Annotated in this window: 18 protein-coding genes and 1 tRNA gene; 14 read left to right on the top strand and 5 right to left on the bottom strand. The window is 62.6% G+C overall.

Annotated features, from left to right (window positions below):
• Positions 1 to 34: 34 nt before the first annotated feature.
• From HMPREF3036_RS10055 to hflX, 5 genes are all read left to right on the top strand, one after another.
• Positions 35 to 637 (top strand): YfgM family protein, encoded by a 603-nt coding sequence (locus tag HMPREF3036_RS10055; protein ID WP_231289322.1) that lies wholly within the window; start codon positions 35 to 37, stop codon positions 635 to 637.
• Between the two features lie 182 nt (positions 638 to 819).
• Positions 820 to 1,953: an outer membrane protein assembly factor BamB gene (gene bamB, locus HMPREF3036_RS10050; RefSeq protein ID WP_005433504.1), complete on the top strand. Its 1,134-nt coding sequence runs from the start codon at positions 820 to 822 to the stop codon at positions 1,951 to 1,953.
• Between the two features lie 90 nt (positions 1,954 to 2,043).
• A complete protein-coding gene (gene der / locus HMPREF3036_RS10045; RefSeq protein ID WP_005433509.1) occupies positions 2,044 to 3,390 on the top strand; it encodes a ribosome biogenesis GTPase Der in 1,347 nt (448 codons plus the stop codon).
• Between the two features lie 306 nt (positions 3,391 to 3,696).
• Positions 3,697 to 3,930 carry an RNA chaperone Hfq gene (hfq, locus tag HMPREF3036_RS10040; protein ID WP_005433510.1) on the top strand — a complete coding sequence of 78 codons (234 nt, stop codon included), beginning with the start codon at positions 3,697 to 3,699 and terminating at the stop codon, positions 3,928 to 3,930.
• 34 nt (positions 3,931 to 3,964) lie between these two features.
• A complete protein-coding gene (hflX, locus tag HMPREF3036_RS10035) occupies positions 3,965 to 5,164 on the top strand; it encodes a GTPase HflX (RefSeq protein ID WP_005433514.1) in 1,200 nt (399 codons plus the stop codon).
• 69 nt (positions 5,165 to 5,233) lie between these two features.
• On the opposite strand, the gene HMPREF3036_RS10030 is transcribed toward hflX, so the two are convergent.
• From HMPREF3036_RS10030 to HMPREF3036_RS10020, 3 genes are all read right to left on the bottom strand, one after another.
• Positions 5,234 to 6,208, bottom strand: a complete 975-nt coding sequence (locus tag HMPREF3036_RS10030; RefSeq protein WP_062334159.1) for an NAD-dependent epimerase/dehydratase family protein — start codon at positions 6,206 to 6,208, stop codon at positions 5,234 to 5,236.
• 142 nt (positions 6,209 to 6,350) lie between these two features.
• A complete protein-coding gene (locus HMPREF3036_RS10025; RefSeq protein WP_005433517.1) occupies positions 6,351 to 6,827 on the bottom strand; it encodes a YjiG family protein in 477 nt (158 codons plus the stop codon).
• 33 nt (positions 6,828 to 6,860) lie between these two features.
• Positions 6,861 to 7,559: a nucleoside recognition domain-containing protein gene (locus tag HMPREF3036_RS10020; protein ID WP_005433518.1), complete on the bottom strand. Its 699-nt coding sequence runs from the start codon at positions 7,557 to 7,559 to the stop codon at positions 6,861 to 6,863.
• A gap of 439 nt (positions 7,560 to 7,998) precedes the next feature.
• Here HMPREF3036_RS10020 and hflK point away from each other — a divergent pair, with 439 nt between their 5' ends.
• The 7 genes from hflK to HMPREF3036_RS09985 all read left to right on the top strand — a co-directional run bounded on the left by hflK (position 7,999) and on the right by HMPREF3036_RS09985 (position 15,691).
• Positions 7,999 to 9,579: an FtsH protease activity modulator HflK gene (hflK, locus tag HMPREF3036_RS10015; RefSeq protein ID WP_062334156.1), complete on the top strand. Its 1,581-nt coding sequence runs from the start codon at positions 7,999 to 8,001 to the stop codon at positions 9,577 to 9,579.
• A gap of 12 nt (positions 9,580 to 9,591) precedes the next feature.
• The gene (hflC, locus tag HMPREF3036_RS10010; protein WP_005433521.1) at positions 9,592 to 10,464 is read left to right on the top strand and encodes a protease modulator HflC; all 873 of its coding nucleotides are present in this window, start codon (positions 9,592 to 9,594) and stop codon (positions 10,462 to 10,464) included.
• Positions 10,461 to 10,649, top strand: a complete 189-nt coding sequence (locus HMPREF3036_RS10005; RefSeq protein ID WP_005433523.1) for a DUF2065 domain-containing protein — start codon at positions 10,461 to 10,463, stop codon at positions 10,647 to 10,649. The genes hflC and HMPREF3036_RS10005 overlap by 4 nt, the downstream gene beginning before the upstream one ends.
• Before the next feature lie 388 nt (positions 10,650 to 11,037).
• Positions 11,038 to 12,336 carry an adenylosuccinate synthase gene (locus HMPREF3036_RS10000; RefSeq protein WP_005433528.1) on the top strand — a complete coding sequence of 433 codons (1,299 nt, stop codon included), beginning with the start codon at positions 11,038 to 11,040 and terminating at the stop codon, positions 12,334 to 12,336.
• A 195-nt stretch (positions 12,337 to 12,531) separates the two neighbouring features.
• Complete coding sequence (locus tag HMPREF3036_RS09995) at positions 12,532 to 13,059, top strand: phosphoribosyltransferase (protein ID WP_005433529.1); 528 nt, start codon at positions 12,532 to 12,534, stop codon at positions 13,057 to 13,059.
• A gap of 385 nt (positions 13,060 to 13,444) precedes the next feature.
• Entirely contained in the window at positions 13,445 to 13,789 is a 345-nt protein-coding gene (locus HMPREF3036_RS12360; protein WP_005433530.1) for a hypothetical protein, read from the top strand.
• Between the two features lie 465 nt (positions 13,790 to 14,254).
• Positions 14,255 to 15,691, top strand: a complete 1,437-nt coding sequence (locus HMPREF3036_RS09985; protein ID WP_005433532.1) for a mechanosensitive ion channel family protein — start codon at positions 14,255 to 14,257, stop codon at positions 15,689 to 15,691.
• Positions 15,692 to 15,812: 121 nt separating this feature from the next.
• Here HMPREF3036_RS09985 and HMPREF3036_RS09980 read toward each other — a convergent pair whose 3' ends face one another.
• Together HMPREF3036_RS09980 and HMPREF3036_RS09975 are read right to left on the bottom strand one after the other, a co-directional pair.
• The gene (locus HMPREF3036_RS09980) at positions 15,813 to 16,247 is read right to left on the bottom strand and encodes a type II toxin-antitoxin system HicB family antitoxin (protein ID WP_005433533.1); all 435 of its coding nucleotides are present in this window, start codon (positions 16,245 to 16,247) and stop codon (positions 15,813 to 15,815) included.
• Between the two features lie 93 nt (positions 16,248 to 16,340).
• Positions 16,341 to 16,427: transfer RNA gene (locus tag HMPREF3036_RS09975), tRNA-Leu, on the bottom strand.
• 111 nt (positions 16,428 to 16,538) lie between these two features.
• Between HMPREF3036_RS09975 and HMPREF3036_RS09970 the strand changes: the two genes are divergently transcribed.
• Together HMPREF3036_RS09970 and rlmB are read left to right on the top strand one after the other, a co-directional pair.
• Positions 16,539 to 18,950, top strand: coding sequence for a ribonuclease R family protein (locus HMPREF3036_RS09970; protein WP_062334153.1), 2,412 nt, complete (start codon positions 16,539 to 16,541; stop codon positions 18,948 to 18,950).
• Between the two features lie 113 nt (positions 18,951 to 19,063).
• Positions 19,064 to 19,810, top strand: a complete 747-nt coding sequence (gene rlmB, locus HMPREF3036_RS09965) for a 23S rRNA (guanosine(2251)-2'-O)-methyltransferase RlmB (protein ID WP_005433535.1) — start codon at positions 19,064 to 19,066, stop codon at positions 19,808 to 19,810.
• Positions 19,811 to 19,898 lie beyond the last annotated feature (88 nt).

Genomic DNA, 19,898 nt, shown 5'->3' with positions numbered 1-19,898 from the left:
TTACGACTTGGAAGAACAAGAGAGCATTGACCAAATGAAGGCTTGGTGGGATCAGTGGGGCACCCCGATCACCGCCGCCGTCTGCGTCTGCTGCCTCGGCTTTGCCGGCTGGAACGGCTGGCAGTGGTACCAGCGCAATCAGGCCGCACAGGCGTCCGGCGCCTACGTGCAGCTGCAGAACGCGATCTATCAGAACGATACGAAGAACGTGAAGTCGATCGCCGACGGCCTCATCGAGGACTACGGCACGACGATCTACGCGCCCCTGGGTGCGCTCGCCTCCGCCGCGGCCGAAGTTCAGGAGGGCAATCTCGACCTCGCCCGAGACCGTCTCGTCTGGGTGATCGAGAAGTCGGGCCATCCCGAGTACGACACCATCGCGCGCGTTCGCCTCGCGGGCGTCGAGCTCTCGGCCAAGAAGCCCGAGGCCGCCCTCAAGGCGCTTGAGCCCGCCAAGCCCGTTCCCGACCAGACCGCTCTGGTCGAGGACCGCCTCGGCGACGTCTACTACGCCATGAACGACTTTGAAAAGGCCCGCGCCGCCTGGCAGAAGGCCGTTGAGGCCGCTGGCGAGCAGAGCCCGATCCGCGGCGTCCTCCACTACAAGCTCGCCTCGCTTCCGCCTGTTGCGGAATGACGGACTGCGCCGCCCGGCACGGCCGTGACCGGGCAGGAGGACCCTGCATGACGGCGGCGCAGGACGAATGAAAAATACGAGTCATTTGTCCCCGCTGCCGTTCTTTTTGCTAATACAATCATGGATTCAGCCGCGCGGTGGTTTGCCTGCGGCGAGAAGCCCAACACAACGAGATGAATACGATGTTTGCCAAGAAAGCTCTGCTCGGCGCCGCCGCAGCGTTGACGGTTCTCACCCTCGCCGGCTGCAGCACGCCCGACAGCCACGAACCTGCGGACCTGCAGGACTTCCGTGAAATGGTCAGCCCGAAGGTCTCCTGGACGGCTTCCGTCGGCGAAAGCGACGGCTATCTCACGCCTGCCGTGACGGACAATGCCGTCTACGCCGCGGGCGGTAGCAGCCTCTACCGCCTTGACCGCCATACGGGCGACAAGGTCTGGGAAGCCGAAGCCGGCTCCCGCATCGTCGCAGGCGTCGGCACGGACGGCATGCATCAGGCCGTCGTAACGGACCGCGGCGAAGTCGAGGTCTACGACGCCGAGGGCAAGTTCATCTGGCGTGCCACGCTCTCCGCCGAGACGGACGTTCCGCCGCTCGTCGGCCAGGGCCTCGTCGTGGTGAAGACCTCCGACACGCGCATCACCGCCTTCGACATCGTCACCGGCGAACGCCGCTGGCACTATCAGGGCCAGGCTCCCGCGCTCACGCTCCAGGCCTTCAACCAGATGGCCTGGTCCCCCGCGGGCATCCTCGCCGGTCAGGCCAACGGCCGTCTTCTCGCCCTCGGCCTCAACGGCAAGCCCGTCTTTGACGCCGTCATCGGTCAGGCCGCCGGCATCACCGAGGTCGAGCGGCTCATCGACGTCGTCGGTCGTCCGTGGGTCGACAACCAGCTCATGTGCGCCGCCGCCTTCCAGGGCAACCTCGTGTGCATGAGCTCGACGAACGGTCAGCTCGTCTGGAATGCGAAGGTCGACAGCGTCACCGGTCCGGTCGCCGACGCCCGCATGGTCTACGTCGTCGACGACCAGAGCTACGTCCACGCCTACAACCGCGCCAACGGCCGCGAAGCCTGGGTCAACCGCGACCTCGAGTACCGCACGGTCTCCGCTCCGATCCGCATCGGTGCCACGGTGGCCGTTGCCGACTATGAGGGCTACGTCACGATGATGAACCCCGCCAACGGCGAGGTCGTCGGCCGCACCCGCCTTGACGGCGCCGTGCGCGCGCCCGCCGCCCAGTTCGGCTACGGCGCGGTCTTCCAGACCGTCGAAGGCGAGGTCGCCTACGTGCTTCAGGAGTCGCTCGGCGAATGACGCCGCGCGCCCGCGCTCTTTAAAACGCCTTGAATCCACGCCGGTCGATGCTCCTCTGGAGCGTCGTCCGGCCTCTCTTTTTCCAGAAACATGCTTCCTGTCATTGCTCTCGTGGGCCGTCCGAACGTCGGCAAGTCCACGCTTTTCAATCGCCTCACGCGCAGCCGCGACGCCATCGTCGCCGACTTCCCCGGGCTTACCCGCGACCGTCAGTACGGTCAGGGCCGTGTCGGCCGCATGCCCTACATCGTCGTCGACACGGGCGGCTTCGAGCCCGTCAAGTCCGAAGGCATCGTCAAGGCCATGGCCAGCCAGGCCGAGCTTGCGATCGACGAGGCCGACGTCGTCATCTTCGTCTGCGACGCCCGTTCCGGCCTCACTCCGCACGACCAGCGCATCGCTGTTCGCCTGCGCCAGTCCGGCCGCAAGGTGATCCTCGTCGTCAACAAGGCCGAAGGCCTTTCCGCTGTCGCCGCCGCCGAGTTCTACGAGCTCGGCTTCGGTGAGCCGTGGCTCATCTCGGCCGCCCACGGCCAGGGCGTCAACGCCGTCATGGACCTCGCCCTCGAGGGCTTCGAGGAGGAGCCCGAGGATGAGGAGGATGACGACCCCGATGCGCCCAAACGCCTCAAGGTGACGCTCGCCGGCCGTCCGAACGCCGGCAAGTCCACGCTCATCAACGCCCTGATCGGCGAAGAGCGCCTCATCGCCTTCGACATGCCGGGCACCACCCGCGACGCCATCCGCGTCGACTTCGAATACAACGGCCGTCCCTACGAGCTCGTCGACACGGCCGGCCTTCGCAAGAAGGGCAAGGTGTTCGAGGCCATCGAGAAGTTCTCCGTCGTCAAGACCCTGCAGGCCATCGAGGACGCCAACGTCGTCATTCTCGTCGTCGACGCCAAGAACGGCATCGCCGATCATGACGCCCACATTGCGGGCTACGTACTCGACTCAGGCCGCGCCCTCGTCGTCGCCGTCAACAAGTGGGACCTCATGTCCGACTACGACCGCGAGATGTTCAACCTCGAGCTCGAGCGCAAGCTGCACTTCCTGCGCTGGGCCCGCATGATCCGCATCTCGGCCCTCAAGCGCAACGGCCTCAATCACCTCATGAAGGCGGTTGACGAGGCCCACGCCGCGGCCTACCGCAAGATTCCGACGCCCAAGCTCACGCGAGCCCTCTTCGAGGCCGTCGAGCGCCAACAGCCCCCGCGCGCCCGCGGCGGCCGTCCGAAGCCCCGCTTCGCGCACCAGGGCGGCTCGAATCCGCCGGTCATCGTGATTCACGGCAACGCCCTCGAGGACATCGGCGAAAGCTACCGCCGCTATCTCGAAGGCTTCTTCCGCGAGAAGTTCGACCTCGCCGGCACGCCGCTTCGCATCGAGTTCCGCACGAAGGAAAACCCCTTCGTCAAGGACGACAACAAGCGCTGATCCTCTCGGGATCCGGGGGCGGCCGTCGTCCCCGCGTGCACGAAAACGCTCCCCTCGAATCTGGCGGGAGCGTTTTTTTTCGCCGCCGTCTTTTCTGATGCCCGTGAAAACGCGTTTTTCGGTTTCTTTTTCTGTTTGCGGACGATATTTACAATCGTCAGGTGATAAGATAGAAGGGAGTGCCGCAGTACGTGCGGCCGTGCGCGGGCGGTTGCCGGAACCGGTTCAGATCCACCCGCATCGAATAACAACAAAGACTGATGGGCTGCCGCAAGGAACAGGCCCAGACGGTCGGAGAACAACAAAATGACTCAGAAAGGTCAGCTTCTTCAGGATCCGTTCCTGAACATCCTTCGCAAGGATCGCATCCCCGTTTCCATTTATCTCGTCAACGGCATCAAGCTTCAGGGCCAGATCGAATCCTTTGACCAGTACGTCGTGCTTCTGCGCAACACGGTCACCCAGATGGTCTACAAGCATGCGATCAGCACCGTCGTTCCGACGCGTGCCGTGAACATGCCCTCCGTGCCGGAGAACTGAGATAAGCACGTTCCAGATCGATGAGACGCGCGCGGTGAAGGCCACGCGCGCCTTTCTCGTATGCGTCGTCGTCGGCCGCGTCGTCTACCAGGACTCGGCCGAAGAGCTTGCGCTTCTCGTCAAGTCCGACGGACTCGAACCCGTCGGACTTCTTGATGCCAAGCGCGACAAGCCCGATCCCGCCTTCTTCATCGGCTCGGGCAAGGTTGACGAGCTCGGAGAGCTCGCTCATGAGCTGCATGCCGACGTCGTCGTCTTCGACGTCCCCCTCTCGGCGGCCCAGCAGCGAAACATCGAGCGCGCCATCGAGCTTCCCGTTCTTGACCGCACCCAGCTGATTCTCGACATCTTCCGCGCCCGCGCGAAGTCCCGCGAAGGCCGCCTGCAGGTCGAACTCGCCCAGCTCGAGCATCTCTCCACGCGCCTCGTGCGCGGCTGGACTCATCTGGAGCGCCAGCGCGGCGGCCTCGGCAAGACCGGCGGCCCCGGCGAAAAGCAGATCGAGCTTGACCGCCGAATGATCGGCGTGCGCATGAAGCAGCTTCGCGACCAGCTCAAGCGTCTCGCGCGTCAGCGTGACACGCAGCGCCGCTCGCGCTCCCGCTCCGACACGCTCTCCGTTTCGCTCGTGGGCTACACGAACGCAGGTAAGTCGACGCTCTTCAACCGCCTCACGCGCGCCAAGAGCTACGCGGCCGACCAGCTGTTCGCAACGCTCGACACCACCGCCCGCCGCTGTTGGATCAGCGACGAGGAGACGGTCGTCGCGAGCGACACTGTGGGCTTCATCAGGGGCCTTCCGCATCAGCTCGTCGAGGCCTTCAAGTCCACCCTTGACGAAACGGTCCATGCGGATCTTCTGCTTCACGTGGTCGACGCCTCCTCGTCGGTCCGAGAGGACCAGATCAGCGAGGTTAACGCGGTGCTCGAGGAGATCAAGGCGGACGACGTCCCCGCGATCCTCGTCTACAACAAAATCGACAATACGGCTCTCGAACCCGAGATCGTGCGTCATCCCGACGGCCGGCCCAAGGCGGTCTTCGTTTCCGCCCTTACGGGTGAGGGGCTCGATCTTCTGCGTCAGGCGATCGGCGAGTTCGCGCACCAGTGGCGAGTTGACAATCCGAACGAACCGCGCGCGCCCGAACCCTGGGAGGAAGAGGTCGCACACGACCTTGTCGCCCTGGCGGACGACAACATCGAGGACTTCCTCGTTCGCAAAAAGAAGAGATAGCCGCTGACGCCCTTCTGCGCCTTCATGCAAGAAAGCCTGCATTCGCGATGAATGCAGGCTTTCTGTTCATCAGGCCTGAGAGCTGTGCCCTGACTTTCCGCCGAGCCTTTCGGAGATCGCCTCGAGCATGACGTCCGTCATTGCGTCGAGGTCGTACTCGGGTTTCCAGTCCCATTCCTCGCGCGCCGTCGTGTCGTCAAGTGCGTCAGGCCAGCTCTCGGCGATGCCCTGCAGCAGGGGATTCACCTCGTAGGTGAGCTCGAACCCGGGCATCCGCCTTCTGATGCTCGCCGCCACGTCCTCGGGCGCAAAGCTCATCGCGCCCACGTTGAAGCTGTTGAAGTGCCGGAGTCTTGAGGCATCGGCCTCCATCAGCTCGATGGCAGCGCGCAGCGCATCGGCCATGAACATCATCGGCAGCCTCGTCCCTTCGGCGAGCGGAGAGGCGTAGCGGCCGTGCTCGACTGCCTTCCAGTAGATGTCGACCGCATAGTCGGTCGTGCCGCCGCCGGGCGGCGTCACGTAGGAGATGAGGCCCGGATACCTGACGCTTCGGGCGTCGACGCCGTACTTCGCCCTGTAGTAGTCGGAGAGCAGCTCGCCTGCCACCTTCGTGATGCCGTACATCGTCCTCGGCCTGCAGACCGTGTCCTGAGGCGTCGGATCATGGGGCGTTTCGGGACCGAAGACCCCGATGGAGCTCGGTGTGAAGACGGAGAGGTTCTTGTCGCGTGCGAGCTCGAGAAGACCGATCACGCCATTGACGCCGATGTCCCATGCCGTCATGGGCTTCGACTCGCCCACGGCCGAGAGAATGGCCGCCATATTGAAGATCGTGTCGATGGCGTAGTGTTCGACGGTCCTGCGCAGGCCGTCCGCGTCGAGAAGGTTGACGACGGCCGTCGGACCGCCTTCGGAGAGCGCGGCGGTCAGCGGCGTGCGACCGCTGCCTGCGGCCACGGTCATGTAGCCGCGGCGCCTGAGTTCGGGGACGAGCTCGGAGCCGATCTGGCCTGCCGCGCCGATCACGAGGATGTTCTTCATGGGCCCTCCTTCCAGAGTGTTGTCCGAATCAGGATAGCACGGGTGCGCGGAGGCACAGGCTGTTCAGAACGTACAAGGAAAAAGGCCGCTCCTGCGCCTTGTGGCGCGGAAGCGGCCTTGTTGGAGCGGGCTCCGGGAGAGCTTAGCTCGCGAGAACGATCAGCTTCATCACGAAGAGCGAGACGAAGGCCGTGACGATCGGGAGAGCCATGATCTTGAAGAGGTTCGAGCCCTTGATGCCGATCACGCCGAGGCAGCGGCCCATGTACTGGACCTGGCTGCCCATGAGGTAGATCGACGGGGCGACGATGGCGACGTGCTCGCCGGTGAGAAGCCCCTGGTCAAAGAGCGAGACGGCAACACCCACGCCGCCGCCCATGGACATCCAACCGCCGAGGAGAACGGCGGCGGCTTCGCCGGGGAGGCCGAAGATGGCCATGATCGGGGCGAACAGTTCGCCGAAGATCGTGAGGAGGCCCGAGTGGTTGAGGACCTTGATGATCACGAACGCCATCAGGACGTTCGGAATCGTGGAGGTGACGGCGATGTTCCAGCCCTGGACGGCGCCCTTCACGAACACGTCGGTGACCATCGGATTAGCAGATTCATGTCCGGACATTTTTGTTCCTTCTTCTGTTTTTAACGTTCGTGGTTACTTGCGGGAGGCGCGGATCTGGAGGAGGCGCATCATGTTGGCGGAGAGAACCTTGCCGAGCAGGATGACGCCGAGGCACAGGCCCAGGCTGACCGGAACGGCGAGCGTGCCGTCGGCAGCGACGAGCGTGAAGAGTACGGCGCCGGAGGAGAAGAAGTTCGTGATCGGTGCGTCGGCCGTCATCTGGAACGCGGCGAACGTGTTGGTCTCGGATTCCGTGAGCTCGCCGGCGTCCTTGAGCTGGCGGGTGAGGGCGGCACCACCGTCGGTCGACTGCATCGAGGCGATGAGGGCGAGAGCGGCGGAACCGGGGATGCCGATGAGCGGACGCAGAACCGGGGTGAGGATCTTGCGGGCGGCCTTGAGGGCGCCGTAGTGCTCGAAGACGGTGATCATCGCAAGGGCGAACATCACCGTCGGAACGAGGGAAAGAGCGAACATGAAGCCGTCGATGGCGCCGGAGCCGCCCTTGCCTCGGAAGTTGGCCATGGCCGTCTTGATGGCGTCGCCCTGTTCGGTGACGCCGCTTACGAGTCGGCCGAAGCCGCCGTTGACGGTCGTGAAGTCGAAGACGCCCCACCACTGAGAGGAGGCGCAGAGGCCGGAGAAGAAGACGACGGCAAATGCGAGCGAGAGATACGCGCCGATGCCGACCTTTTCATTGACGGCCTGTTCGGTCGTTTTTTCGGGGGTCATGATACAAGTCCTTTGGTTGTTTTGGAGTAAGGGGGCGGTCTTGAGCCGCTTTTTTCCTTGCTGCGCGGGAAGGGAAAGCTTCGCGCTCGCCTGCAAATCATAATGGAGACGCCTTAAAACGTCGCTAAGCGTTTACCCTCTGCCACTGGGCATGCGGAGGAGATGCCGCTTTTGGTGATCCTTCGGACGTGTTCCGTGCGCGCGACTGCTTGAGGTGTTCCTGCCGGTTGCCGATTGGAAACGCCTATCTTACTGATGAAAAGGCGCTTTCGGATTGCTGTGTGCGAGGCCGGTAGTTGTAAAGAAGCTTGCCCGCGAGTCGGGCATGCAACAAAAGTCATTAAAATGAAAGATTCAGTTCGGGAGTCTTCAGCAGAGTCCTGCGCAGACCCGCCGACACGCCATTCAAAGACAAACATTGCTGACTGGAGCAACGCATATGCCGCTCAATGACCCCCGCTGGGGCCGCTCCTCCGACGAGGAGCCGCGCAGGGACGATCGTTCCGCCGACGAAGAGCCGCCCCGTCGTCCCGACGAGGACGATGACCGACGTGACGACAACCGCCGCGACGACCGCCGCCGCGGCGATCGACGCGATGACAACGACGGGATGGACGATCTCGACCGTCTCTGGAAGGAATTCTCCGAACTTCTGCACGGCGCAACGGGCCGCGACAGGAAGGAGGACCGCCGTCATCCCGACCTTCGCAGCCGAGACGACTTCTCCCGCGACGATGTGGATGAGCGTGATGACCGCTACGGTCGTGACGAGGATCGTGACGACGAGCGTGTCGAGCGTCCTCAGGCCCGCCGATACGGCGACGACGACCGTCGTGACGACCGCGCCGACCGCCCGACGGGCGCCCGCGGCATCTTCGGCGGCCTTGGCGGCATGGGAGGCCTCGGCGGCTTCGGCGGCAAGCGTCCCAATCTGCCTGCGGGCCGCAAGGGGGCGGGCATCGGCATGTCCGTGATCGTGGGCCTGGCGGTTCTCGCCTGGGGCGCCACGGGCTTCTACATCGTGCCCGAAGGCCAGAGCGGCATCGTGACCACGTTCGGTCGCTATGCCGAGACGACCGCCGCCGGCTTCCGCTGGCATCTCCCGATGCCGATTCAGGACGTGCAGATCGTCGACGTCTCGAGCGTTCGCACGACCGAAATCGGCTTTGCCGGCCGCTCCGACCGTCTGCGCGAAGCCCTGATGCTCACCGACGACGAGAACATCGTCGACGTGCAGTTCACCGTCCAGTACCGCATCAAGCCGGGCGACGGCGCGCGCGACTACGTCTTCCGCATCCGCCAGCCCGACCTCACCGTGACGCAGGCCGCCGAGTCCGCCATGCGCGAGGTCGTCGGCCGCAAGGCAATGGACAGCGTCCTCTTCGAAAGCAAGGCCGAGATCGCCGAGGCCGTCAAGAAGTCGATGCAGGACATGCTCGATCGCTACTCCTCCGGCATTGAGGTCATGAGCGTCGCCATCCAGAACGCCCAGCCGCCCCAGCAGGTTCAGGCCGCCTTCAACGACGCCGTCAAGGCTGGTCAGGACCGCGAGCGCTCGATCAACCTCGGCGAGGCCTACCGCAACGCCGTCATCCCGAAGGCCGAAGGTACCGCCGCACGCCTCAAGGAAGAGGCGCTCGGCTATCAGGCCCGCATCGTCGAGACCGCCCGAGGCGATGCCGACCGCTTCTCCGCCCTGCAGTCCCAGTACGCCAGGGCTCCTGAAGTCACGCGCGACCGACTCTACGTCGACACCGTGCGCGACGTCATGAAGAACGTCACCAAGGTCTACGTCGACGCCAAGGGCGGCAACAACCTGCTGTACCTGCCGCTCGACAAGATCGTCAACAACACGAAGTCCGACGCCATGACTCAGGCCCAGAAGGAGGCCGCCGCGCTCGCCGACCACGGCGTCACGGCCGACCAGAGCGCCGTCGAGACGACGGGCTCCGCCCAGCCGACGACTTCTTCCGCCGCTCCCGGCGACGAATATCAGCGCATGCTCCGCGACCGCCGCTAAAGGACGACAGCCATGAAGAAACTCTCCACGCTTTTGATCGCCGTCCTCGTGGCGGCCGGCCTGCTCCGCATGTGCGTCTACACCGTGAACGAGCGCGAGTACGCTCTTGTCTTCGCCCTCGGCGAACTCAAGACCGTGATCTCCGAGCCCGGCCTTCATGTGAAGCTCCCGCCGCCTCTGCAGAACATCGTCTACCTCGACAAGCGCATCCTCAACCTTGATGCGGCCGGCGCCGACCTCGTCCAGACGTCCGAAAAGAAGAACCTTCTGATCGATACGTTCGTCAAGTGGCGCATCGAGGATCCGCGCCTCTACTGGGTCTCCTTCCAGGGCTCCGAACCCGCTGCCGCGAACCGCGTCTCCGCACTTCTGCGCGACGTGCTCAACGTGGTCGTCAACAAGCGCACCGTCAACCAGATCACGTCCTCCGAGCGTGACAAGGCCATGGTCGAAATCTCGCAGCTCCTTCAGGAACGCGTGCGCGACGTCGGCATCGGCATCGTTGACGTGCGCATGAAGCGCGTTGACTTCACGCCCGAGATCTCCGAGTCTGTCTACCGCCGCATGGAGGCCGAGCGCAAGCGCGTCGCGAGCGAGGAACGCTCCAAGGGCGCCGCCCAGGCCGAGCGCATCCGCGCCTCCGCCGACCGCGAGAGCGAGGTGATCCTCGCCCAAGCCTATCGTGATGCGCAGAAGGTCAAGGGCGAAGGCGATGCTCAGGCCGCCGAGATCTACGCCGAGGCCTTCGGCCGCGATCCCGAGTTCGCCCGCTTCTACCGCAGCCTGCAGGCCTACCGCGACAGCTTCGCCGACAAGAACGACGTGATGGTCGTTGATCCGTCCGCCGACTTCTTCCGCTACTTCAAGTCGGAAAAGGCGCAATGAGCAGGCTCGACGTCATGATGCTCGCGCTCGGGTGGGTCCTCGTCATCGAGGGCTTCACGCCGATGGTGGCCCCGGGCTTCTGGAAGGAGTCGATAAGCCGATTCCTCGACGAGCCCGACCGCGCGCTGCGCATCACGGGCCTTCTGCTCGTCGCACTCGGACTGGCGATCATCTGGATCGTCTGATCCGCTGATTCAGGATCAGGTCCTCGGCTCTCAAAGCCGTTCGAGCCGAGTTGAATTGGGACACTGTCCTTCAGGGGGCGGATGCTTTGAGGTATCCGCCCCCTGAGTTTGTTGCGCTCGGCGAAGGCGTCTAAGTGGTTTTTCGGACCCTGATTCGGGAGCGGCGCGCGCATTTTGCTAAACTTACGATTCGTGTGAGAGACGACGCCCCGCCGGCGGGTACCAAGCCCTGTCGGCTTCCGCCGTGCCCGCAGACTTTGCGGTCGCCTGCAGCGGGCCTGCGTCGCCGCTCTCAATCCATTTCAAGCCCGCAGCTGCTTCCCTGCTTCTGCGGGCAGCCAATGGGCGGCTCGGATCCGCCGTCAATCTGTTCATTAAGGGTAATCTCATGGCCAAGAATGTAGTTGTGGTCGGCGCTCAGTGGGGCGACGAAGGCAAGGGCAAGATCGTTGACTGGCTGACCGAAAAGGTCGCCGGCGTCGTCCGCTTCAACGGCGGTCACAATGCCGGTCACACGCTCGTGATCAACGGCAAGAAGACCATTCTCCGTCTCATTCCGTCCGGCATCATGCATGCCACGTCCGTCTGCTACCTCGGCAACGGCGTCGTCCTCTCTCCGGAAGCCTTCTTCCGCGAAGTCGACGAACTCAACGCCATCGGCGTGCCCAACGTTGAGAAGCGTTTGCGCGTCTCCGCCAACGCCGCCCTCATCATGCCGTACCACGTCGCCCTTGACCATGCCCGCGAAGCCGCTGCCGGCGACAAGAAGATCGGCACGACGGGCCGTGGCATCGGCCCCGCCTACGAGGACAAGATTGCCCGCCGCACGCTGCGCGTCGCCGACCTCTTCGACAAGGAACGCTTCGTCGAGCAGGTCCGCTCCGTCCTGAAGTATCACAACTTCGTTCTCGAAAACTACCTTGGTGCCAAGCCGCTTGACGCCGACGAAGTCATCGACCACATGCTCTCCTACGCCGAGCGCCTCCGTCCGATGGTCTGCGACGTCTCCGCCGAACTCCATCAGCAGTGCGCCGAAGGCAAGCAGTTCCTCTTCGAAGGCGCCCAAGGCTCGATGCTCGACATCGACCACGGCACGTACCCGTACGTCACGAGCTCCAACACCGTCGCCGGCTCTGCCTGCGCCGGCGCCGGCGTCGGTCCGCACATGCTCAACTACGTCCTCGGCATCACCAAGGCCTACTGCACCCGCGTCGGCGAAGGTCCGTTCCCGACCGAACTTCACGACGAAGTCGGCCAGATGCTCCGTGAAAAGGGCTGCGAGTTCGGCGCCGTCACGGGCCGTCCCCGCCGCTGCGGCTGGTTCGACGGTGCCGCCCTGCGCCGCGCCGTTCAGATCAACGGCCTCACCGGCCTCGCCGTCATGAAGCTCGACGTCCTCGATGGCATGGAAACCGTCAAGCTCGGCGTGGGCTACAAGTACCGCGGCGAAGAGATCGCGATCATGCCCGCCGGCGCCGATGCCGTCGCCGAATGCGAACCGATCTACGAAGAATTCCCGGGCTGGAAGGAGAGCACCTTCGGCGTCACGAAGTGGGATGAACTCCCCGAGACCGCCCGTCAGTACCTGACGCGCCTCTCCGAAGTCGCCGGCGCCCCGATCGCTCTCGTGTCGACCGGTCCTGACCGCGAACAGACGATTCTTCACGTCGACCCGTTCGAAGCCTGAACTCCGTTAGACTGAAACCATGAAAAAAAACGGCGGGAAGCTCATGCTTCCCGCCGTTTTTTTCATCTATTTCGCCCCTTCTTGACCGAAACCTCTCAACAAGGCGAGCTTTTTGGTCTAAAATCCCGTCTTTCATTTCTCGGATCCCGCCCATCCTCGCGGGTCCGCTCACTTGGCACGTTCAGAGAGACACACATGTCGGACATTTCTTACACCTGGGAAGAGTACATCGACCTTAACGAAAAGCTTGTTGCCATGGTCGCCAAGAGCGGCTGGCAGTTTGACAGCATCCTTTGCCTGTCTCGCGGCGGCATGCGCCCGGGCGACTTCTTCAGCCGCGTCTACGACATGCCTCTTGCCGTTCTCGCCACGAGCTCCTACCGCGAAGCCAAGGGCACGGTCCAGTCCGACCTCGACATCTCCGACTGCATCACCGGCGTCTCCGAACTCAAGGGCCGCGTCCTTCTCGTCGACGACATGGTCGACTCCGGCAAGACGATCCGCGAAGTGATCGAGCACCTCAAGAAGCGCTACCCCGGCATCACCGAGATCCGCGTCGCCGTCCTCTGGTACAAGGCCCACTCCGTCCTCGTCCCCGACTGGCACGTCGAATACCTCGAGGACAATCCCTGGATCCACCAGCCGTTCGAATGCTACGACGCCCTCGGCCCGGCCAAGCTCATCGAGCTCGTCGAAGCAAAGGAAGCCGCCAAGAAGGCCTGAGGACCTGTCGGGGCGTCACATTTCGAGAGCTTTTCGGCTCTTGAACACGCCTCGCGCTGAGTTATACTGACCAGAGCGCAAAGCCGTTTTCGGAACTTTCCGGAAGCGGCTTTTGAACTGATTTCCCATCTATGCGAAGCATGGGGGGCAAGCGGGGCTGATGAAGTCTGTATGGGTGTCGATTGATCGTTGATCCACTTAAGTTGCGCCGAAACGCAATGAGGGTGATTTTGATTTGGTATATGATCTGTGCGGGGTGATGGGTAATCAGGATTAAAAAGCATACTAATGTTCGATTTTAATGTAGTGCTTTTTAAGCCTGTCCAAAAAAATCAAAACTTGGTAGCATGGATCCATATTCCAGTTAACCAGACTGCAGATTTCGATGAAGATTGCGTCCGCCTATTCCGTGCACCTGCGCAACTTCTGCCGCGTCTTCGATGATACGGTCGAGGTGTATCGCAAGGCAGTGGACTTTTTCATCGAGATCATGCTGAGGCACCGGGATCCGAAATTCACGGAACTCAAGCATGACAACGACTGCATTCGACTTGCAGAGGGGTTGAACGTTGTCAATAAGGACATTGCCGTCAAGACGGCAAACTTCATCGTGAAGCTTGCGAATGAATTCAAGGTTGACGTCATCGTCATGGAGCACCGCGATCTTACGGGTCGAAAACGGGGCACCAAGCGGCAACGGCTGCATCACTGGCGGGCCAAGTATGTCTAGAAGATGGTGGAGCACAAGGCGCATCGGTGCGGCATTCGCATTCGTCGCGTCTGCGCCTGGAACACGTCGAAGCTTGCCTACGGCGGCTCGGGTCCTGTCGCAAGAGACACGGAGAACTACAGCATGTGTACGTTCAAGACAGGGAAGCGCCATGAGTGTGATCTGTCGGCTTCGTACAATATCGGATCTCGCTACTTCCTTCGGGAGTACGAGAAGTCCATTCCGGCAACGGAATGGCGACGCATTTCGGCAAAAGTTCCGGAGTGCGCCCATAGGATCCCTCGCACCCTGAACACTCTAATTAGGGTATGTGCGGAGCTGCACTCCAAGTGAGCGCAGAGTTCTGAGCATTCCCGCTATCTGTGGTTAGGGAGCCCTCTGGTAAGTCGGAGGGAAGGCACGTCCATGCGACCGAAAGGGAGGATGGGCGTGGAAGATTCTCAATACTCATACTGAGCAACAACAATGACTCAACCTGTTACGCCCGACCTGACCAACGCCGGCATGGACGTCACGGAACTCGCCGTTGGTGCGAAGGACGTCATCGCCTCGACGGCCGAGCGCTTCACGAGCGTGATCGAGGGGCTACTCCAGCACCTCTCGCTTGAAAACGTGCTCATGCAGATTGCGGCCGTCTTCGTCAGCATGGCGATCGGCTACGTGATCTCCCGCCGCATCAACACGCTCGTCGACCGCGTGCTCCCCGGCGAGGACGTGCGCGGTCTCGGCGCATACGCCCGCCGCGCGCTCGTCGCCTTCACGCACAACGTTTCCTTCAGCTTCATCTCGGGCTCTCTTCTCGCCCTCATCGTCTACTGCATCGTCAAGATCTTCGAATTTGCGCCGCAGTCGATGGTCATCGCCCGAGTCTGCTACAACATCCTCTACGCCTTTGCGCTTCTCTCGCTCCTCATGGCCTTCCTTCAGGGAGGCATCGGGCTGCGCATGATCACGCCGGGCGTTCGCCGCATCGTCACGATCATCTTCTGGGTGATGGCCGTGCTGCAGTTCTTCGGCATCCTCACCGACATCATCCAGTACCTCGATACGACGGTCATCCCGATCGGCGGGGGCAGCATGACCGTCTGGAAGCTTCTCGTCGCGATCGTCTCCGTCCTCCTCACGCTCGGCGTCGCGAACTGGCTCGCATCCCTCGTCAACCAGATGGTCGAGGGCCTCGAGAACATGTCCGAGAACATCAAGGTCGTCCTCAAGCGTGTAGTCACCGTAATCTTCATGGTCCTCGCCGTGATCATCGCGCTCGGCACCGTCGGCATCGACCTCACGATCCTCTCGGTCTTCGGTGGTGCGGTCGGTGTCGGTCTCGGCTTCGGTCTGCAGAAGATCGCCTCGAACTACATCTCGGGCTTCATCATCCTGCTCGACAAGTCGATCAAGATCGGCGACCTGGTCACGGTCGGCGGCTTCAAGGGGCGCGTGACGGAAATCAACACCCGCTTCACCGTTGTGCGCAACAACGACGGCGTCGAGAACATCGTGCCGAACGAGTCCTTCGTGACGAGCGCGGTGCTCAACCACTCCTACACCGAGTCCACGTCCGTCCAGTACATCGACATCTCGGTCGCCTACGACGCCGACGTCGAGCGCGCCCTCGCGATCATGCTCGAGGAAGGCATGCGCGCGCGTCCGCGCATCGATACGGGCCGCCGCGGCTGGGCCTATCTCGACACCTTCGGCGACTCGGGCATCAACCTGAGGCTCGGCTTCTGGGTGAAGGATCCCGTCAACGGCGTCGCCGGTCTCAAGACCGCCATCTCGCTCGCCATTCTCAAGCGCTTTGCCGAAGAGGGCATCGAGGTGCCGTACAACCAGCTCGAGGTCAACCTGCGCAAGGTCGACGTCGGTGAAATTCCGGTCCGCATGAAGGTCCAGTCCTCCTGACGATCGTCACCGACAACTCGGAAATGTTCAACGAGAAAGGGCGCGCCTTCCGCGAGGCGCGCCCTTGTTATTTCGATTGCTGCGGTCGGACTTGAGCGCGGACGCGGCTGCTTTCGACCAGTCAATGTCTGAAGGTGACCGAACAGGTGAGTTCGCCACCGAGCGCTGAGAGCGCCGCGGAGATCGTGTCGATCTTCGTCGGGTGGCTGAGTTTCAGAAGACGGTGGGTTTCCTGCGGCAGGCAGCCCAGACGCCTGGCAAGCTCGGAGCCGCTCAGCTTCTCCTTCTTCAGCGCGACGATGAGGTGAAGCTTGCTCGCGAAGTTGGGGGAGAGCGAGAAGACTTCCTCGCCTGCGCGGGGCTCGCGCGGCTCGGGCAGCCTGTCCTCCTTGAGCCTTGCCTCAAGTGCGGGCAGCACCTCGTCCTGCAGCCCCTCGACGAGCTTTGCGATGCTCGGCGCCGTAGGCAGAATTTCCGGAATGCTCGGAAAGCGCGCGCGGTAGCTGCCGTCGGCTGTGCGTTCAATCCAGTAGGGGAAGCGTGTTGTTGTGATCATGGACGATAATGGTGTTCTGCTGTCGACAGTCAGGATAGCACGGGCTGAAATGAAAAAAGGCCTGTACTTTCGTACAGACCTTTTAGAATTTGGTGGTGCCCGGAAGAGGACTCGAACCTCCACGGCCGTGAAGCCGCCAGCACCTGAAGCTGGTGCGTCTACCAATTTCGCCATCCGGGCAACCTTGAGGATTTGAATTATGCACATGCTTTTCGAGTTTGTCAAGAATTTCTAAAAATATTTTTTTGAGTTGGCTGTAGACTGTCGCAATGCATGAACAACAGAGGTGTTATGGCTAAAAAGAAGAAGACGCCAGTGGCGCAGATCGAACCGATTTCCCTTCCTGACGAGGATCTCGCCAAGGCGCGTGCCTGGCTTGAGGGGCTCAATGCCGACATTGCCTACTCGCAGGCAAAGCGCCAGCTTGCAGAAGCCTGTGGCTGGGAACGCTCGAAGTCCAACGCCGTCATCGTGGCCCTCCACGAGGAGGGTTTCATGGCGGGCGAAAAGAACTATTTCTGCAATCCGAACGCGCCTGCCGAACCCGGCGTCGTGCGCGGCGCCCGCGAGGTCTCGAACTTCACGATCATGCTCCAGAGCGATCCTGAGGTTTCGGTTCCCTTGCCCTACGCAATCCATTGCCTGCCCGGCGACGTCTTCATGCTTCGCAAGACGGTCACGGGCAACTGGCGCGTTTCGAACTTCATCGCACGTCATCAGACGCGCTGGGTCTGCAAGCTTCGCGGCCGCATCCGCCGCGGCCGTCGTTCGGGTATCGCACAGGTCGTTCCGATCAACGGCTTCGCCCCGGTCGAGATGCAGATGGACCTTGCAGATGTTCCCGCCGAGGTCGATCTCGAGAAGGCGGCCTTCGAGGTCGAGTTCCTGCCCGAATCGATGAAGCCCGAGCCCTACGTCGAGATCTTCGTGCGCTTCGTCAAGGAGATCGGCAACCGCTTCGATCCGCTCGGCGAAATCGCCATCGCCTCGGCCGAATACGACCTGCCCGTTGAATTCAGCGCTACGGCGCTTGACGAGGCTCAGGCCCTGCCTGACGAAGTCGATCCCAAAAACATGGGTCGCCGCGTCGACCTGCGCGACATCCCGTTCGTGACGATCGACGGCGAGGATGCCCGTGACTTCGACGACGCCGTCTACTGCGCGCGCGTCGAAGACGGCAGAACGCGCCTTCTCGTCGCCATCGCCGACGTGAGCCACTACGTCAAGCTCGGTGCGCCGCTCGACGTTGACGCGCAGCAGCGCGCCACGAGCGTCTACTTCCCCGCGAGCGTCGTGCCGATGCTGCCTGAGAAGCTCTCGAACGGCCTCTGTTCGCTCAATCCCGGCGTCGATCGCCTGACGATGGTCTGCGATGCGGTCATCGATCCTGAGGGCAGGACCGAGGCCTATCAGTTCTATCCCGCCGTCATCCACTCTCACGCACGCCTCACCTACACCCAGGTCTGGGGCGCGATGCAGGGCGAGGAAGGGGGACTAGCCGCCGTCGGTGATCGCCTTGACGACATCCGTGCGCTTTACGAACTCTTCAAGACGCTGCGCAAGGCCCGGGATGCACGCCATACGCTCGACCTGGAGACGAAGGAGACGATGGCCGTCTTTGACGACAAGGGCGTCATCAGCGAATTCAAGGTGCGCGAACACAATGACGCGCACCGTCTCATCGAGGAGTGCATGCTCGTCGCGAACGTCTGCGCCGCGGACTTCGTGATCCAGAAAAAGCGCGGGGCACTCTTCCGTGTTCATGACGCGCCGAGTCAGGAGCGTCTCGAGACGCTGCGCACCGTTCTCAAGAGCTTCAACGAGAAGCTCGAGTCGCCGACGCCCGAGGGCTTCGCAGAGCTCATCTCGCGCACGAAGGAAAATGAATTCCTGCAGACCGCCATCCTGCGCTCGATGTCCCGTGCCTGCTACTCGCCCGACAACGTCGGTCACTACGGGCTGCAGTACGAGGCCTACGCCCACTTCACGTCTCCGATTCGTCGCTATCCCGACCTGCTGCTTCATCGTGCGATCAAGGGAATTCTCTCGCGTCGCATCTATGTGCCGCAGGTGGTCTTCGACGACTCGTCCCTGATGGTCTCGCGTCAGGCCCGAGGCCTCGGCAGCAGGCCTGAGGCAGGGGACGGAGACAAGCCCGCAACGCAGGCCGAGAAGCGCCACAGCGTCTGGGAGCGCCTCGGCATTCTCTGCTCCGCGGCGGAGCGCCGCGCCGACGACGCGACGCGCGACGTGATGAACTATCTCAAGTGCGACTACATGCTTCGCCACGGCAAGGGCCGTCACGAGGCGGTCGTCACGGGCATGATTCCCGCGGGCGTCTTCGTCGCCCTGAAGGACATCGCCGTTGACGGCTTCATCCACATTTCGAACCTCGGTTGGGGCTACTACGAATTCGACGAGAAGAACCTCACGATGACGAGCCGCGAGGAGATGACGCAGGTGCGCGTCGGCGACCGCGTCATCGTCAGGCTTGAGGAAGTCGACCTTGAGAACCGCCGCATGTCCTTCGTGCTCGAGTCGAACCTAGAGCGCCGTCTGATCAAGGGCGGAAAGGGCGGCTCGCGCCGTTCTTCGAGACGCGGTTCGAGGCTCTATGGGCGCAAGTTCGACCCGTTCGACATTGATGACGATGACTTCGACGAGCTGTTCGGCCAGGAAGGCGATGACGACTGGGACGATTGAGCCCGTTTCGAGCTGACGCTCGAAACATCGTGCGCTACAATGAGCGCAAATTTCAAAACCCCTGCGCGCTGTTGGTTTGCTCGACAGCGCGCTTTTAATAGTAGTTGCTGTAAGTGAAGAACATTGTTTTGGCAGGCTTCCATGCCGTGGGCGCCCGTCTGCGCATGGACCCGAAGTCCATCTCCGCCGTCTACCTTGATCCCGAACGCCGCGACAAGCGCATGCGCGAGATGCGCGAGAAGCTGATCGCCGCCGGCGTGCGCGTGATGACCGCCGACAACCGTCGCCTTGACGGCATGGCTCCCGACGTTCCGCACCAGGGCATCGTTGCGATGGCCGAGGAAAAGCAGGCCCAGCTCGAGTTCGATGAACTGCTCGATCTGATTACCGACGACACGCTCATCCTGATCCTTGACGGCGTGACCGACCCGCGCAACTTCGGCGCCTGCCTGCGCGTCGCCGACGCCGCCGGCGTCCAGTGCGTACTCGTGCCGCGCGACCGTTCCGCCCACATGTCGCCCGCCGCCCTCAAGGCCGCCGCCGGCGCTGCGGAAACGGTGCCCGTCGTCACGGTGACGAACCTCGCCGCCTCGATCGTTGAACTGCGCGACGCCGGCGTGACCGTCGTGGGTACTGCCGGTGAAGCCACGAAGTCGATCTACGAATTCGACCAGAAGAAGGCGTTCGCCTGGGTGCTCGGCGCCGAGGGCGACGGCCTGCGCCAGCTGACCCGCCGCCGCTGCGACGACCTTGCCGCCATTCCGATGGCCGGCGCCGTCGAGAGCCTGAACGTGTCCGTCGCCTCGGGTATCTGCCTCTATGAATCCGTGCGCCAGCGCACGGGCGGCAAGCTCAAGTAATCTTTTTTCCGGGCATGCGATTTTTTCCGCTTTTCGGGTGGCGAAAGCCCGAGAAAGTGAGTAAAATCGCATGCTTTCTGTCCTTGCT

Origin of the sequence: Sutterella sp. KLE1602 (assembly GCF_001578585.1) — a bacterium.
Classification (GTDB): Bacteria; Pseudomonadota; Gammaproteobacteria; order Burkholderiales; family Burkholderiaceae_F; genus Sutterella; species Sutterella wadsworthensis_A.
This window is presented reverse-complemented; position numbering and strand designations above follow the sequence as displayed.